The sequence below is a fragment of the Frankia casuarinae genome (genome assembly GCF_000013345.1).
Taxonomy (GTDB): Bacteria; Actinomycetota; Actinomycetes; order Frankiales; family Frankiaceae; genus Frankia; species Frankia casuarinae.
Genome location: NC_007777.1, coordinates 123139 through 139016, shown reverse-complemented (window position 1 = coordinate 139016; position 15878 = coordinate 123139). Strand labels below are relative to the sequence as shown.

The following is a 15878-nucleotide window of genomic DNA, read 5'->3' as shown; positions in this document are numbered from 1 at the left end:
CCGGGAGGTGGTCTGATGGCAGGGTCCAGGTCGGTCGACGAGGTGGCCGTCCATGACGGTGTGGTCGAGGCCAGCACGGTCGGGGCAGACGCGGTCGAGGCCGGCGAGCGGGAGCTCCGGGAGCTGCTGGCCCAGCGGGTCGTCGTGCTCGACGGGGCTTGGGGCACGATGCTGCAGAACGCCGGGCTCACCCCGGCCGACTACCGCACGGAGCGGTTCCGCGACCACCCGAAGGACCTCGCCGGCGACCCGGACCTGCTGAACCTGACCCGTCCGGACGTGATCCTCGACGTGCACCGGCAGTATCTCGCGGCCGGCGCGGACATCACCACGACGAACACGTTCACCGCGACGAGCATCGGCCAGGCGGACTACGGGCTGCAGTCGCTGGTGCGGGAGATGAATCTGCGGGGCGCGCGGCTGGCCCGCCAGGCCGCGGACGAGGCCGCCCGGCAGACCGGGGGGCGGCGGTTCGTCGCCGGTTCGATCGGCCCATTGAACGTCACGCTCTCGCTGTCCCCGCGAGTGGAGGACCCGGCGTACCGGGCGGTGACCTTCGACGAGGTCCGGGCCGCCTACGCCGAGCAGATCCAGGCGTTGGCGGACGGCGGGGTCGACCTGCTGCTCATCGAGACGATCTTCGACACGCTCAACGCGAAGGCCGCGATCGCCGCCGCCCGCGAGGTCGCCCCGCGGCTGCCGCTGTGGATCTCGGTAACGATCGTCGACCTGTCCGGGCGGACGCTGTCGGGGCAGACCGTCGAGGCGTTCTGGAGCTCCATCGCCCACGCGCATCCGCTGGTCGTCGGGGTGAACTGCTCGCTCGGCGCCGAGGAGATGCGCCCGCACGTCGCCGAGCTCGCCCGGCTCGCCGGCACGTTCACGGCCTGCCATCCCAACGCCGGCCTGCCGAACGCCTTCGGCGGCTACGACCAGACCCCGGACGAAGCCGGCCAGTTGATCGGCGAATTCGCCGCCGCGGGCCTGGTCAACATCGTCGGCGGCTGCTGCGGGACGACGCCGGCGCACATCGCGCGGATCGCCGCCGCCGTCGGCGGTGCGCCGCCGCGCCCGGTTCCGACCCCGCCGGCGCGCACCCGCTTCAGCGGGCTGGAGCCGTTCGAGATCGGCGAGGACACCGGCTTCGTCATGATCGGGGAGCGCACCAACGTCACCGGTTCGGCGCGGTTCCGGCGGCTGATCGAGGCCGACGACTACCAGGCCGCCGTGGACGTCGCCCTGGAGCAGGTGCGCGGCGGGGCCAACCTGCTCGACGTCAACATGGACGCCGACCTGCTCGACAGCGAGCGGGCGATGACCACGTTCCTGAACCTGCTCGCCACCGAGCCGGAGGCGGCCCGCCTGCCCATCATGGTCGACAGCTCGCGGTGGAGTGTGCTGGAGGCCGGGCTGCGCTGCGTGCAGGGCAAGGGCGTCGTCAACTCGATCAGCCTCAAGGAGGGCGAGGAGCCCTTCCTGGAGCAGGCCCGGCGCATCCGCGACTACGGCGCCGGCGTGGTCGTGATGGCCTTCGACGAGCGGGGCCAGGCCGACACCGCCGAACGCAAGGTGGCGATCTGCGCCCGCGCCTACGACCTGCTCACCCAGCGGGTCGGCTTCCCGGCCGAGGACATCGTGTTCGACCCGAACGTGCTCGCCGTCGCCACCGGCATCGCCGAGCACAACGGCTACGCGAAGGCGTTCCTCGACGCGTTGCCGCTGATCAAGCAGCACTGCCCGGGAGCGCGGACCAGCGGCGGCATCTCGAACCTGTCGTTCTCCTTCCGCGGCAACGACATCGTCCGCGAGGCGATGCACTCGGCGTTCCTCTTCCACGCCGTGCGCGCCGGGCTCGACATGGGCATCGTCAACGCCGGCCAGCTCGCCGTCTACCAGGACATCCCCGCCGACCTGCTCGAACTCGTCGAGGACGTGCTCTTCGACCGGCGCGACGACGCCACCGACCGGCTCGTCGCGTTCGCCGAGACCGTGAGCGGGAGCGGCACGAAGCGCACGGTGGACCTGTCCTGGCGCGAGGCGCCGGTCGAGGAGCGCTTGGCGCACGCGCTCGTGCACGGCATCGTCGACTTCATCGAGTCCGACACGGAGGAGGCCCGGGCGCGGGCGGCCCGCCCCCTCGACGTGATCGAGGGACCACTCATGGACGGCATGAAGATCGTCGGCGACCTCTTCGGGTCGGGGAAGATGTTCCTGCCGCAGGTGGTCAAGAGCGCCCGGGTGATGAAGCGCTCGGTCGCCTACCTGGAACCGTTCATGGAGGCCGAGAAGCAGCAGGCGCTGCTGGCCGGCACCGGCACCGGCCGTGCCAACCGTGGCAACGGCACGGTGGTGCTCGCGACCGTCAAGGGCGACGTGCACGACATCGGCAAGAACATCGTGGGTGTGGTCCTCGGCTGCAACAACTACGAGGTCATCGACCTGGGGGTCATGGTCCCCGCCACGGTCATCCTCGACACGGCGGTGGCGGAGGGCGCCGACGCGATCGGCCTGTCCGGCCTGATCACCCCGTCCCTGGACGAGATGGTCACGGTCGCCACCGAGATGCAGCGCCGCGGGCTGAAACTGCCCCTGCTGATCGGCGGTGCCACCACCTCGCGCCAGCACACCGCGGTCCGCATCGCCCCCGCCTACGACGCCACCACCGTCCACGTGCTGGACGCCTCCCGCGTCGTCGGCGTGGTCTCGGACCTGCTCGACGCCGACCGGGCCGGGGAGCTCGCCGTGCGTAACCGGGCGGAGCAGAAGCTCCTGCGTGAGCAGCACGAGAACCGCCAGCAGCGCCCGCTGCTCCCCCTCGCGCAGGCCCGGGCGAACCGCGAGCAGGTCACGTTCGACGACCTGCCCGTCCCCGCCTTCACCGGCGTCCGCGTCGTCACCCCGGACCTCGGCGCGCTGCGCTCGATGATCGACTGGCAGTTCTTCTTCCTTGCCTGGGAGCTGAAGGGCAAGTTCCCGGCGATCCTGGACCAGCCGGTGGCCCGTGAGCTGTACGACGAGGCGAACGTCCTGCTCGATCAGATCATCGCGGACGGCAGCCTTCAGGCCCGCGGGGTCTACGGCTTCTGGCCCGCCGTCGCGGAGGACGACGACATCCTGATCGATCAGATCGACGTCGGCGCGGTGAACAGCGCCAGCTCGCCGGGTCAAGGTGGCACGCCGGGTCCGGGTGGCACGGGGCGGCTGCGCCTGCCGATGCTGCGCCAGCAGACGGCCAAGCCCGCGGGGCGGCCGAACCGCAGCCTCGCCGACTACCTGGCCCCGGCCGGGGACCACATCGGCGGGTTCGCCGTGGCCGTCCACGGCGCCGACACGCTCGCGGCCGGCTTCGAGGCCCGGCAGGACGACTACCGGGCGATCATGGTGAAGGCCCTGGCCGACCGGCTCGCCGAGGCGTTCGCCGAGTATGTCCACCTTGAGGCGCGACGCGCCTGGTTCGAGCCGGACGCCAAGCCGTCGCTGGAGGATCTGCACGCCGAGCGCTTCCGCGGCATTCGTCCCGCCTTCGGCTACCCGGCGAGCCCCGACCACAGCGAGAAGCAGGCGCTGTTCGACCTGCTGGACGCCGGGCGGGTGGGGATGGGCCTGACCGAGTCCTTCGCGATGACCCCCGCCGCCGCCGTCAGCGGGCTCATCTTCGCCCATCCGTCGTCGCGGTACTTCACCGTCGGGCGCATCGGCCGGGACCAGGTCGAGGACTACGCCCAGCGGCGGGGCCTGAAGATCTCCGACGTCGAGCGCTGGCTACGCCCCAACCTCGCCTACGATCCCGAGTAGACGCCCCGGACAGCAGGTCCGGGTTCACGACGCTTACTCCTCGTGATCCGACATGCGGCGGCCGTTCCCGCAAGAAGCACGAGGGGCCGGCCAGACGTACGGTTGGCAGTCTTCTTGTAGTCGAGGCCGGCCGCCCGGGGTGCGACACGGATCACCGGCTTGTAGGCCCGGTCACCGACCGTGCCACCCGCCAAGCAGTAGTGGAAGGTGTTCTGCGGCAGGCCGAGAAGCCGGGCCGCGACCCCGCTTCGGTGAACACCTCCCGCTCAAGCATGCTGACGGACCAGGTGGCGAGTGTCGCCCAGTCGCGTTAAGAACTCGGATCAGGAAGGTCGGAGATGTCGAACTCGCCTGGTCTCGGGGGTTGCCGTCGGTTCCGTCGTCGGCCACGGTGATCCGGGAAGCGGACGGCCGGTACTACGTGTCGTTCGTGGTCGATGTGACCGACGAGCCGTACCCGGTCGTGCCCGCCGAGGTGGGGGTCGATCTTGGGCTCGATCGGTTGGTGACCATGTCCACGGGTGAGATCGTGGCGAACCCTCGCCCGCCGCGGTCGAAGCGGCGGCATCTCGCCCGCGCCCAGCGGTCGCTGGCCCGCGCACGGAAAGGTTCCGCGGACCGTCGGAAGGCGGTGCGGCGGGTAGCGGTGTTGCACCGGAAAGTGCGCGAAACCCGCCGGGATCATCATCACAAGCTTGCCGCTCGACTGGTCCGCGATAACCAAGTGGTCTACGTCGAGGAGATGGCGGCTACCGGGCAGACGCCCGTTCCATGGGACAAGGTAGTTCCATGGGACAAGGTAAAGGCCGACCTCGGCCTGGTATGAGGTACCCGGTCGGCATAACCCCGCATGCGCTTCGTCAATTGCGCAAGCTCGACCCAACGGCGCGACGCCGCGTCCAGGCGGCGGCCAGGAACGGGCTTGGCCGGCCGTGCCAGAAGATCGCCAGGTCGTCGCGGGCGCGGGTCGCCGCGACGAACAGCAGTGACCGGTCTCGTGCCCGTTCCTGCTGGTACCGCTTTGGGTCGACGTCCTGGTACCGCTCGACCACGCCACGGGGCACAAGCCCGGCGCTGGCACCTCCGATGATGATCCGCCGATACTCCAGGCCCTTGAAACGGTGCATGGTGCCCACGTGGACGCCGCCGGCTCGCTTCGGCCCGTCCGGCCCGATCTCGATGGCAGAAATCCCGCTCGCCTCGAGGTGTGTGACGACGTCCTCCACCATCCGTCGAGTCGGCACGCACACGGCGGTCGAACCGTCGCCGGCACTGGTCGAACCGTCGCCGGCGCTCTCCCAGACCCTGATCTGCCCGCTGATGAGCTTCAGTTCATCCGCCCAGGTGACGGCCTCACCGAGCACGGGTTCTCCGCCACTGAGCAGCGACCGGTACCCCGCGAGGTTGTCGTCGCCGCCGTCGAGGTCGTCGTACGTCTCACCGGCAAGCAGCCGAAGCGCTGTCCACAGGATCTGACGGGTGGTGCGGTAGCTCAGCGTCAACTTGGCACTGCGACCACGGATATTCACGCCGAGACTACCAAGCGTGACGTAATTATCGTAGATTCGCTGGTGGGTGTCGCCGACGAGGAAGATGTCGTCCCGACCTGGCGCGACCATGGCCCGCAGCATCTTCCAGTGCGCCGGGTTGAGGTCCTGGGCCTCATCCACGACGACATGCCGATAGCGGTACCTGGGCAGGGAGCCGGAAGCGGTGGGCTGACCGGCCGCGCTCACCACCGCGGCCGCGCGGTCCTGTTCGGTGCGGGCGGCGTATTCGGCTACCTGGCGCCACGTCCACACACCGGCGTCGTCCAGGCGCTTGGTGAAACGTTCGACGAGTTGCCACACCGCGTCGCGGTCGGCTCGGGACAGTGGCCGCCCTCGACCTGGTCGCCGGGCCTTGAAGTAGTCGGTGCGGGAACGGAGCACCTGGCCCAGAACGACCTCGGCCCACTCGGCCGCGAGAAACTCGGCGTCCCACCGTCGTTCACCGACCTCGTCAAGCATCGCGGCCCACTCCCGCACGGCGGCGTCATCGTCGATCGTCCGCCGGCGACGGCTCGCCCCGGCCTCACCGACAACCCGGCTCGCGAGCTTGTCGATGTTGACGATATCGACCCGATCGACGAGGTCGGGGCCGACCAGGTCGAGGAACCGGGCCCGCAGGTCGGCGGCAAGGTTGCGGTTGAACGTGGTGAGCAGGATCGGCTTGTCATCGCCCGGCGGCAGCCGGGCGGCGAGGTGCCCGGCCCGGTGCAGCGCGACGATCGTCTTCCCGGTTCCCGGCCCGCCGCTGACCCGCGCCGGTCCGCCGTAGACCCGGTCCACGAGCTGGCGCTGGGTCGGATGCAGGAAGACCTGCCACCGCGCGAACGACTCGCCCAGCACCGCCTGCAGCGCGGCATCGTCGCTGGTCACCTGGGTCGCCGGCCGGGCAACCGCCGCAGCGAAGTCCTCCGGGTCGACCGGGCTGTCGGCCTTCACCGGCACGGTGACGTGTTCGAGTACTTCTTCGACGCTCTTGCCGTCGTGCAGCGCCAGGAGCACGTCGGACGTGAGCTGCGGGGCGACCTCGGCGAGCCCGAGCAGCTCGTCCTCGTCAACGATCCGTCTGATCAGCGGAAGCAGGGCCGGAACCACACCGAGGTCGACCAGGTCCTGGTCGGTGAAGGCCTCGAACAACGGCCGTTCGACGTCCTTCTGGCCGCCCGGCTCCCCCCCTGCGGTGTCGCCGACTCCCGGCGCCGGCTCTGGCCTGACCTGGGCGGGCCTGACCCGGGTGTGGGTCAGCTGCCGTTCCGCACGACTGGCTGTCCCTCCGTGAGCCGAGTGGACCATCGATCCTTGATGCGGGGTTCGTTGCGAGGTTCGTTGCGAGGTTCGCTACGAGATTCAATGTGAGGTTCGAGGCGAGATCGGATGCCTGCCATTCGGACACGGTCCGCACCAGCCAGCCTGCCGCCGCGTAGGCGGCGTCGCGTCCCGAGCCTTCGGGGTCGCCCGGCCCGGCCGCGGTGACGACCCCGATCCTGGCGGCCGGCCAGGCCAGCTCCGCCTGCCAGGCCGCGTCCCCGAGTTCGTACCCGACCTCCGGTACCGGCACATCCCGCGCCGCCAGCTCCCGCACCAGCTCGACCAGCCCCGGCTCCGTCGCGGTGATCAGCCTGAGCACCGCCTGCCACGCGGGCCCGACCGCCGCCGGCTGCTGCTGCTGCGCCGGGCCGGTTACCTCGACAGCCGCCCCGGGATGCGCACCGGACGACGTCCCGATCCAGACCGAGGTCTCGGCATCGAGCTGGACCGACCGACGCACCGACAGCGCACCCGATCCCGCCGCGACCCGGAGCAACGACGGGTCGAACTCGCCGAGGGCGCTCCGCGCGAGCTGGACGCCGTCGCCGCCCCCGGAGTCAAGGAACTGCAGATGAGCGCGTTTTCTCGGCGTTCGGCTTCTCGGCGTTCGGCGGCGCACGCTCGATATAGGGCACCTGACCTGCGGTGACGTCCGTCGAGGGCGCCCACAGCCGGATTTACTCCTCGTCGATTGAGCTCCCGGGTGCTTCGATGCGCGGGTCCGACTGCGTTCGGGGCCCGACTGCGTTCGGGGCCCGTCCGTTCAACAGCCCGCGGTCACGACTCAACGGCCCGCGGTTGTGACCGCTCGCTTGCCCGTGCACCCGACACCTCCCTGCTCCGAGGAGCCGACATGAAGATCCTGACCGCGACCGCGGCCACCCAGGGCCAACGCGACGACGACGGCGATGGTTCGCGACATCGCCGAGATGAGCCGGAGCTCCTACGCCGAGGCGCTACGGGCAGGCCTAGCCGCGCAGAGGTGGCACGCCGTCGGCTCCGAATCGCTGGCCGACGAGCTGACCCGGCTCGTCAACGGCTGGCCGGCAGGCGCCGTCGTGGAACGACGGCTGGACATCGTCACCGTGCGCGAGTGGACCATCCCGTAGTCAGCCTCAGCCCCACCGGTACCGTCATGCGGCCCGATCCGTGCCGGCCGGCCCGATCCGGCCGGCTCGTGCCTGCCGGCTCGTGCCTGCCGGTCTTCCCGCCGCCGCCGTGATGGGGACCTGGCGCGCACAGCCGAGGCACAGCGGACGCACAGCGCGGGCAAAAACTGTCCCGCCATGGTGAAGGCACAAGATCAGTCGATTTCAGGGAGAGCGCATGACGGATTACCAGCGGGACGGCCGGAGGCCGACGTACGAGGGGCGTCCCCTGCCCCGGCCCGAGGAGGAGGCCGTCGACCAGGGACTGGGCTTCGACCTCGGCACGCTGCTGAGCCGGCGGCGGATGCTGACCTTTCTCGGCCTCGGTGCCGCGACGGCGGGCCTGACTGCCTGCGGAACAGGCGGGGCCGAAGCCTCGGGATCGTCCGGCTCCACCGCGTCGCCCAGCACGTCGTCATCCGCCTCGACCAGCGGGGCGTCCGGGGAGATCCCCCAGGAGACGGCTGGCCCCTACCCGGGCGACGGTTCCAACGGGCCGGACGTGCTCGAGCAGAGCGGCGTGGTCCGCAGCGACATCCGGTCCAGCTTCGGCGGAGCGACCGGCACCGCCGAGGGCGTTCCCATGACGCTGGAGCTGACCATCACCGATCTCGCCGACGGCGTCCCCTTCGCGGGAGTGGCCGTCTACGTGTGGCACTGTGACCGCGAAGGCCGCTACTCGATGTACACCAACGGCATCACCGACCAGAACTACCTGCGCGGCGTCCAGATCGCCGACAAGGCCGGGAAGGTACGCTTCACCAGCATCTTCCCGGCCTGCTACAGCGGACGCTGGCCACACATCCACTTCGAGGTCTACCCCGACCAGGCCAGCATCACCGACGCCACCAAAGCGATCGCCACGTCCCAGGTCGCCCTGCCGAAGAACGTCTGCGACCAAGTCTACGCGCAGCAGGGCTACAAGGCGTCGATCGCGAACCTGTCTCAGGCCAGTCTCGACAGCGACAACGTCTTCGGGGACGACGGTGGCGCCCGCCAGCTCGCCACCGTGACCGGCAACGTCACCAGCGGCTACACGGTCTCCCTCGCCGTCGGCGTCGACACCACGACCACCCCGTCCAGCGGCCAGCCCGCCGGTGCGCCCGGCGGCCAGCCACCGTCCGGCGGGCCCGGCGGGCGGCCGCCGGGTGCGCCGAGCTGACCCACACGACGCATCGGGAGGACACCCCGTCGTCACGGCCAACCCCCTCCGGTTCACGGAGTCGAACTCGACGATCCCGGTGGTCGAGAGGTCTCCGGGGACTCGGGGGACTCGGGGGCTGGGGACTCGGGGGGCTGGACAGGTGCGTGGGTGCACAATGGCGCTCTCGACCTCGGGGGCGACTCACGCATCGCGGGTTGGGGGAAATCATAGGTCGGGGAAATCGTGGGTTGGGGGAAGGAGAGCCGCGATGTCCGTACCGGAGGTGCCAGCGCCGGACGAGCTGGTGATTAGCGTGGAGGCTCCGGAGCCCGTTCGGGACGACCTCGGCCTAGAGTTCACCATCGAGTCCGACGTGGATGTCGCCCATCCGCTCGTGACGATCGGTGATTCGCTCACCCATGGCTTCCAGAATCTGGCGGTCCGCAACACCGACCGGTCGTGGCCGGCTCTGCTGGCCGAGGCGATGGGGGTGACGCCGTTTCGCTATCCGGTCTATCCCGGGCCGGATGGCTGCGCCGGCCTCCCCCTCAACATGGAGGAGTTGCTGCGCCACGCGGACACCATTACCAAGGGCCGGCCGCTACCGGCGCACGCGCTACGCCTGATAGTCGCGCTGTACACCCAGGCGCGGGGGGTGCAACGCTACTGGGGCTTCGGCCCGGGCCGGCTCCCCGTCGAGCAGGCGGAATTCAACCACAATCTCGCAATCTACGGTTGGGATGTCCGCGACGCACTCTCGAAGAACGTCGGCTGGTGCCAGGAACAGCTGGCCGAGCGCCCCGCCCGCCGGTCCTGGAATCCGCGCAGGCTCCTGGTCCAGAACGACGGGCCGATCGCTGCCCTGCGTGCCCTGGCCGGCCCCGGCGACCCGGGTACCACCCAGCTGACGGCGGCGCGGCAGCTCGGTGCCGAGGGCGTCGGCACGCTCGTGGTCGCTCTCGGGGCCAACAACGCGCTGTCCAGCGTTCTGCGGCTGCGGCTGGTCTGGAGCGGAGACAACTTCGCCGACCTGAACGGGAAGAAGGCCTACACGGTATGGCGCCCCGCCCACTTCCAGCAGGAGTACGACCAGCTCGTCACCGAAATCGAAAAGGTGGGAGCCCGGCATGTCGTGCTGGTCACCGTCCCCCACGTCACCGTCGCACCGCTCGCCCGCGGGGTCGGCGACAAGCCGGAAGGCTCGCGATACTTCGCCCGCTACACCTACGCCTGGATCAGCGACGACCAGTTCGACACCGCCGACCCCTGCCTCACCGGGACGCAGTGCCGGCAGATCGACAGCGCCATCGACATGTACAACCAGGTCATCATCGAACACGTCAGGGCGCACCGGCAGGCCGGTGACGACTGGCGGGTCTTCGACCTGTGCGCCCTGCTGGACCGGCTCGCCTACCGCCGCTATCTCGACGACCCGACCACCCGACCGAGCTGGTGGAACCGGTACGGCCCCTATCCGCTACCCCAGGCACTCCGCGAGCTGCACCCCCGGCCCGACACCCGATTCTTCCTCTCCGACGCCCGGGGTCGTACCCAGGGAGGTCTTATCGCGCTCGACGGCGTCCATCCCACCAGCATCGGCTACGGCATCATGGCCAGCGAAATGCTCGCGATCCTGGCCCGCGCGAACGTACCCGGAGCCGTGGGCGCCACCATCGACTTTGCTGATCTCCTGCGTCGGGACACCCTGGTCAGCAACCCGCCCGCCAGCCTCGGCGGCGACTTCCGCACCCTCGGCTGGCTACAGCACCGGCTCCAGCTGTTCGCCGCGCTCACCGAACTCTGGTAAAAACCGAACTCTGGTGAACTCAGCCTCTTTGCTCGTGGACCACGAATGCTATTCAGCCGATCATCCCACACGGCCCTGCTGGTTACCGCTCTTCCCAGGGGGGTCCGCCGGCGAGTAGGGCGGCACACCGCCAGATGAGCAAATATTGCCCTCCGAAAAATTGCCGTTCTGGCGGGAACGCTGTGCGTCGTGGCGTCGGTAGCGCAATGTGGGGACGTCGAGCAGTATTCCGGTGGCGAGGGCGGAGCCGGCAATGAGGGTCGCGGTGTCCTCGACACCGCGCAGCGCCGCCCATCCCCCGACGACGAGGAGCAGGTTTCGGCGCCACATCACCCCGGCCGGATGCACGGGTGGCAGGGTGCGGTCGGGTAAGGCGGACGCCCACGCGACGGCCAGCGCACCGCGGGCCAGCGGCCCGGCGGGCACTGCCAGCGGCGCGGTGCGCAGGGTGCCGTCAGCGTGCAGGTCGCGGGCATGGCCGACCGCGTAGCCTGCCGCGGGATGGGCGGCGAGCGCGCCGCTGAGGTCGGCGAGCGCGCCGGGTTCGAGCTCATCGTCGGCGTCGAGGTTCTGGACCAGCGGCGCGGTGCACGCGCCGAGGGCGATGTTGCGGGCGACCCCGAGGCCTTCCTGGGTGCCGTGCGCGGCGATCCGGACCCGGCCGTCGTCCGCCGCTCCGCAGGCGGTCAGCACGTCGAGGACCTCGTCGGGCGACCCGTCGAGGTGAACCCGCCACGTCCAGTGGGGATGGCTCTGCCGGTGCAGCGAGTCCCACGCCGCGGGCAGGTAACCCGCGTACTCGGCGTGTACCGCGGTGACCACATCGACCCGCATGTTCGCAGTATGTACCGATCCGCCCCGCAGCCGTGTGGTACATATCCGGAGAAGATCTGACGGAGGGGGCACATGGACGTCGCATCGATCAATGCGCGGCTCGGTCAGGCAGCCTCAGCCGACTCCCGCGAGTTGGACCGGGTCTGCGAGGACGTCGCCGCCGAGCTGATCGACGCGAACATCGAACCTCCCTTCCGGGTCTCATCGGCGGACTTCGTCACCGACCCCTGGCTGATCTGCGCCGACCGGTACTGGCGCCGCAGGTTCCTGCGCGAGTCCACCGTCGAGGGCGGCGTTCTTGCGTAGTCGGGTGGTCCAGGTCACCGGGGCGGGTAGGGTGCGTAGCTCGTCGCCGGCGTAGGCGGCGTCGGCGACGGCGTGGATCGTATGTCCGGGCAGTGCGGTGGCCAGTTTCTCGACCATGCGGGCGGCCAGCCACAGCCGGGAGGCCGATGTGGTGTCCTTGCGGACCAGTCGGGCCATCACCGGCAGGCAGATCTGCCGGTCGAGGCAGGGTAGGGTGACGATGATTCCGGCGAGGACCCAGTTGTTGCCGTAGCCGATCTGGCGGGTGTCGACGGCCGAGCCGTCGTGGAACCAGCTCGCGGCCCAGACCTTGGTGCCTCTGCGGTGGAACAGCGTGTCGTCGACCGCCACGGTCACCGGTGCCCCGGCGGGGATCAGAAGGCGCACCGCCAGCCGGGCCAGGGTCACCCCGAGCTCGTCGGCGGACCAGACCGCGGCGGAGAAGAACCGGTGCACCCGGTCGTGCGGCCACACCCGCGACAGCCCGGCGCCGACGAGCATCCCGCACACCGTGCGCCGGCCCGTGGCCGCGAGCATCCCGGCCACCAGGGCGCGGAAAACCCGGAAGGTCGGCACGGTGAAGCACGGTCGGAAATCAGCCAGGAGAACGGCCAGGGAAAACGGTACAGTGACATCCGGGAGCATCGGCGTCCACTCATTCGAGCTGGTTTAGGAAGCGTCGATGCTCCCGCCATCAGCCCGTCGGGAAGCCTGCTTCCTCTACCGGCACGCCGCAGCCGTGCCACACCCGGACACAACTCGTCCCATCAATAGGTTAAATCAACTCGCCTCGCTAACCACCGCGAGACGATCAAGAAAACTGCGAAACTCTAGCCTCCAGGACCCGCAGATGTACGTGCTCCGGACGGGGCTGGAGCGGCTGCTGGCCGCCTACGAGCCCAATCCCGCGTTGATCATGGATGGCAGGTACGACATCCTGACCGCCAACCGCGGTGTCCAGGCACTGCTCGGGGACCTTCCAAAATTCCTGCTCGAACCGCCGATGAATGCCATAAGGATCACCCTTCACCCGGAAGGGCTAGCTCCCCGGATCCGTAACCTTTCCGAGTGGCGCGCACACCTGCTGGAGCGTATCGACCGACAGGTCACGCTACGGCCATCGAGTGAACTCAAGGAATTGTTCAACGAGGTCTCGGCGTACCCGGCGCCTGGTTCGGACGGAGACGGCCAGGCGCACGCCTCCCTCGGCGCGGAGCATTACCCGCTCGCGCTGCCACTGCAGATCCAGGCAGGCGAAACGATCCTGTCTCTCATCTCGACGGTCACCACGTTCAACACGCCTATGGACGTGACCGTCTCCGAACTGGCGGTAGAGACTTTCCTGCCAGCCGATCCGGAGACGGCACAGGCGCTTCAGGTCGCCATGAAAGGCGCACCCGTGGTATGAGCCCCCAGGCCCGGAGAAAGACCCAGGCGAAAGTGCGTGCCGGCCGGGCATCCGTGGCACGGATGTCCGGTCGGCACGTCTCCACCGGGCCGTGCCCGGACCTCCGGGGTCAGGCTCCCGGAAGCCGGTCCAGGAAGCCGCTCACCGAGCTGATTCGTCCGTCCTCGGCGAGAGTGATCACATCAAAGCCGGCCGCCGGAGCCGAGCCATCGGCCTTCGAGACCAGTTCCCAGGAGAAACGAGCGATGTTGTGGTGCCCGTCAGGGGAGCCGGCGAGCCTGAACTCGAAACCGGGGAACTGCTCGTGCGCTCCGCTGATCGCGGCGGCGATGCCGTCGTGCCCGCTGACGTCGGCCAGCGGGTCGGTGTAGGTGCCTTCTTCTGTGAACGCGGCGGCGACCGCGTCCTTCAAGTCCTCGGGAGTGGCGGCGTTCCAGGCGGCGAAGTACCGCTGGACAGCGTCGTTGTACGAAGTCAACTCAGTACCCTTTCAAAATCGTGCTGGATGGTGTTCGGAGTCACACCCGACTGCGACGCAGGGCGGCGAACTGCAGCACGGCGAGACCGCCGACCGTCGCCGCCTGCAGCGGAATCCAGACCTGCCCGGCGATGCTGGGATCGTCGAACCAGAACAACAACGCGACGATGCTGAGCACCGCCCAGGCGAGATTGGCCTCGATCACCGCGTTGACGGCCAGTACCGATGGCCGCGGCCTGCTGGCGAGCCAACCGACAGCCAGGCCGTAGAGGAGCAGGAAAGCGCCCAGAGCGAGCAGCAGATCGCCGCTGACGTCGAACAGCCGCCCCAACGGCCCCGACGCCACCAGATAGGCGATTCCGTTCACCGTGGTGACGACGGCGTCGAGGGCGAGGAAACGCTGTAGCCAGGTGGCCCCGTCCGTCCTGACCTCGGCCCCGGCACGGACCGAGGGTTGGCTCGTGGTCATTGACATCAGCCTCCTCAACGTGATCGTGCGTGGCACAGGCCGCAGGGTGCTGTGCCACGTACAGCGTGTGCCACAGTCGCCGGGATGGTCGATTACCGCCCAGGTAATCGAGCCGCGGTCGGCGCGCACGCTCCGCGGCGGATTTCAGTGGGCTCGGGACGGACGGGCGGCTAGTGCGCCGGTCAAGTAGCCGTGTGTGATCTGTGGTAGGCAGCACCGGTGGGTGGGTGCCGGGTGCCAGCCTCTGATCGGAAGGTGCTGCCTGATGCGTCCTGGGGTGTGGCGTCCACCGGTGGAGCCCTCGGCTGCGGAACAAACAGTGATCAGGCTGGTGCGGCGGGCGAAGCTGTTCGTGTTCCTGCGCCGGTATCGGCATGAGCTGTTCGACGAGGCGTTCCAGACCGAGCTGGCCGAGGTCTACCGCGACAGTCCGAAGGGCCAGCCGCCGGTGCCGCCGGCGCAGCTGGCGTTGGCGCTGATCCTGCAGGCCTACACGGGTATCTCCGACGACGAGGTGATCGAGGCGACGGTGATGGACCGGCGCTGGCAGCTGGTGCTGGACTGCCTGGACACCGACCGTCCCCCGTTTGCCAAGGGCACCCTGGTGGGATTCCGTACCCGGCTGATCAACGCTGGGTGGGATCGGCGGCTGATCGCACGCACCATCGAGATCGCCATGGTGAGCGGGGGGTTCGGGCCGCGGGCGTTACGGGCGGCGTTGGACTCCAGTCCGTTGTGGGGCGCCGGCCGGGTCGAGGACACCCCGAACATGGGACACGCCCTGCGCAAGGCTCTGGGTGTGATCGCGGCCGGGCAGGGGTGGGGGCTGGACGAAGGAACCGCCGTCCTGGCCCGCCGGGCTGGGGCCCCGGTGCTGGCCGGATCCAGCCTGAAAGCCGCGTTGGACGCCGACTGGGACGACCCCGGCGAGCGGGACCACGCTCTGGCGGTGGTGCTGGCCGCCCTGGAGGCGGTGGAGACCTTCATCGCTGCCCAGCCCGCCCCGGTCGGGGCGGCTGTCGCGGTGGCCCGCCAGGTCCGTGACCAGGACGTCGAGACCACCCCGGCCGGTGTGGCCCGGCTGCGCCGCGGGGTAGCGAAAAACCTGACCGAGCTGCACATCGACCGGGCCTACCTGCCCTCCACTCTGGTCCGCGACCGCGACGAGAACCTGCAGGTGTTCTGTAAGGCGTGGCGAGTCCGCAACACCACCGGCCGGTATGACGAGACCGCTTTCACCCTGAACTTCGACCACGGCCAGCTCACCTGCCCGGCCGGGGTGGTCATGCCCTTCACCCCGGGCCGCACCGTCCGTTTCCCAGCAGCGACCTGCGCGGCCTGTCCCCTGCGGGAACAGTGCACCACCAGCACCCGCGGGCGCAGCGTGAGCATCCATCCCGACGAGACTCTGCTCGCCGAACTCCGTGAACGCCAGGCGACCCCGGCCGGCCGCGCCCGCCTGCGGGAACGCACCGCGGTCGAGCACACCCTCGCCCACGTCGGCCACTGGCAGGGCCGCCGCGCCCGCTACCACGGGCAGCGCAAGAACCTGTTCTACCTCCGCCGCACCGCCGTCGTCCACAACCTCCACGTCATCGCCCGCCAAAGAAACGATCAGCAAGCAGCCTGACTAC

Annotated in this window: 12 protein-coding genes; 7 read left to right on the top strand and 5 right to left on the bottom strand. The window is 69.7% G+C overall.

From position 1 onward, the window contains the following. The first annotated feature begins 15 nt into the window (after positions 1–15). Positions 16–3795 (top strand): methionine synthase, encoded by a 3780-nt coding sequence (gene metH / locus FRANCCI3_RS00560; RefSeq protein ID WP_011434587.1) that lies wholly within the window; start codon positions 16–18, stop codon positions 3793–3795. A gap of 52 nt (positions 3796–3847) precedes the next feature. Then, on the top strand, positions 3848–4621 hold the full coding sequence (locus tag FRANCCI3_RS27625) for an RNA-guided endonuclease InsQ/TnpB family protein (RefSeq protein WP_011434586.1): 774 nt from the start codon (positions 3848–3850) through the stop codon (positions 4619–4621). Positions 4622–4655: 34 nt separating this feature from the next. On the opposite strand, the gene FRANCCI3_RS00550 is transcribed toward FRANCCI3_RS27625, so the two are convergent. Continuing rightward, positions 4656–6635 carry a UvrD-helicase domain-containing protein gene (locus FRANCCI3_RS00550; protein ID WP_011434585.1) on the bottom strand — a complete coding sequence of 660 codons (1980 nt, stop codon included), beginning with the start codon at positions 6633–6635 and terminating at the stop codon, positions 4656–4658. Positions 6636–7558: 923 nt separating this feature from the next. Between FRANCCI3_RS00550 and FRANCCI3_RS00540 the strand changes: the two genes are divergently transcribed. From FRANCCI3_RS00540 to FRANCCI3_RS00530, 3 genes are all read left to right on the top strand, one after another. After that, on the top strand, positions 7559–7759 hold the full coding sequence (locus FRANCCI3_RS00540; RefSeq protein WP_023840626.1) for a DUF7715 family protein: 201 nt from the start codon (positions 7559–7561) through the stop codon (positions 7757–7759). A gap of 217 nt (positions 7760–7976) precedes the next feature. After that, positions 7977–8960, top strand: a complete 984-nt coding sequence (locus tag FRANCCI3_RS00535) for an intradiol ring-cleavage dioxygenase (protein WP_011434583.1) — start codon at positions 7977–7979, stop codon at positions 8958–8960. Between the two features lie 250 nt (positions 8961–9210). Next, positions 9211–10749 (top strand): hypothetical protein, encoded by a 1539-nt coding sequence (locus FRANCCI3_RS00530; RefSeq protein ID WP_011434582.1) that lies wholly within the window; start codon positions 9211–9213, stop codon positions 10747–10749. A gap of 60 nt (positions 10750–10809) precedes the next feature. On the opposite strand, the gene FRANCCI3_RS00525 is transcribed toward FRANCCI3_RS00530, so the two are convergent. Next, the gene (locus FRANCCI3_RS00525; protein ID WP_023840623.1) at positions 10810–11583 is read right to left on the bottom strand and encodes a glycosyltransferase family 2 protein; all 774 of its coding nucleotides are present in this window, start codon (positions 11581–11583) and stop codon (positions 10810–10812) included. A gap of 201 nt (positions 11584–11784) precedes the next feature. Beyond that, positions 11785–12534, bottom strand: a complete 750-nt coding sequence (locus FRANCCI3_RS00520; protein ID WP_011434580.1) for a transposase — start codon at positions 12532–12534, stop codon at positions 11785–11787. Between the two features lie 205 nt (positions 12535–12739). Between FRANCCI3_RS00520 and FRANCCI3_RS00515 the strand changes: the two genes are divergently transcribed. Next, complete coding sequence (locus FRANCCI3_RS00515; RefSeq protein WP_023840621.1) at positions 12740–13297, top strand: hypothetical protein; 558 nt, start codon at positions 12740–12742, stop codon at positions 13295–13297. Between the two features lie 109 nt (positions 13298–13406). On the opposite strand, the gene FRANCCI3_RS00510 is transcribed toward FRANCCI3_RS00515, so the two are convergent. Then, the gene (locus FRANCCI3_RS00510; RefSeq protein WP_011434578.1) at positions 13407–13775 is read right to left on the bottom strand and encodes a nuclear transport factor 2 family protein; all 369 of its coding nucleotides are present in this window, start codon (positions 13773–13775) and stop codon (positions 13407–13409) included. 40 nt (positions 13776–13815) lie between these two features. Then, positions 13816–14244 (bottom strand): hypothetical protein, encoded by a 429-nt coding sequence (locus tag FRANCCI3_RS00505; protein ID WP_011434577.1) that lies wholly within the window; start codon positions 14242–14244, stop codon positions 13816–13818. A gap of 265 nt (positions 14245–14509) precedes the next feature. On the opposite strand from FRANCCI3_RS00505, the gene FRANCCI3_RS00500 reads away from it, so the two are divergent. Beyond that, a complete protein-coding gene (locus FRANCCI3_RS00500) occupies positions 14510–15874 on the top strand; it encodes a transposase (RefSeq protein WP_011434576.1) in 1365 nt (454 codons plus the stop codon). Positions 15875–15878 lie beyond the last annotated feature (4 nt).

Excerpts from the sequence above, each read along its gene's own strand:
- metH (WP_011434587.1), top strand. The coding sequence starts at position 16 with ATGGCAGGGTCCAGGTCGGTCGACGAGGTGGCCGTCCATGACGGTGTG.
- FRANCCI3_RS27625 (WP_011434586.1), top strand. The coding sequence starts at position 3,848 with ATGCGGCGGCCGTTCCCGCAAGAAGCACGAGGGGCCGGCCAGACGTAC.
- FRANCCI3_RS00550 (WP_011434585.1), bottom strand. The coding sequence starts at position 6,635 with ATGGTCCACTCGGCTCACGGAGGGACAGCCAGTCGTGCGGAACGGCAG.
- FRANCCI3_RS00540 (WP_023840626.1), top strand. The coding sequence starts at position 7,559 with ATGGTTCGCGACATCGCCGAGATGAGCCGGAGCTCCTACGCCGAGGCG.
- FRANCCI3_RS00535 (WP_011434583.1), top strand. The coding sequence starts at position 7,977 with ATGACGGATTACCAGCGGGACGGCCGGAGGCCGACGTACGAGGGGCGT.
- FRANCCI3_RS00530 (WP_011434582.1), top strand. The coding sequence starts at position 9,211 with ATGTCCGTACCGGAGGTGCCAGCGCCGGACGAGCTGGTGATTAGCGTG.
- FRANCCI3_RS00525 (WP_023840623.1), bottom strand. The coding sequence starts at position 11,583 with ATGCGGGTCGATGTGGTCACCGCGGTACACGCCGAGTACGCGGGTTAC.
- FRANCCI3_RS00520 (WP_011434580.1), bottom strand. The coding sequence starts at position 12,534 with ATGCTCCCGGATGTCACTGTACCGTTTTCCCTGGCCGTTCTCCTGGCT.
- FRANCCI3_RS00515 (WP_023840621.1), top strand. The coding sequence starts at position 12,740 with ATGTACGTGCTCCGGACGGGGCTGGAGCGGCTGCTGGCCGCCTACGAG.
- FRANCCI3_RS00505 (WP_011434577.1), bottom strand. The coding sequence starts at position 14,244 with ATGACCACGAGCCAACCCTCGGTCCGTGCCGGGGCCGAGGTCAGGACG.
- FRANCCI3_RS00500 (WP_011434576.1), top strand. The coding sequence starts at position 14,510 with ATGCGTCCTGGGGTGTGGCGTCCACCGGTGGAGCCCTCGGCTGCGGAA.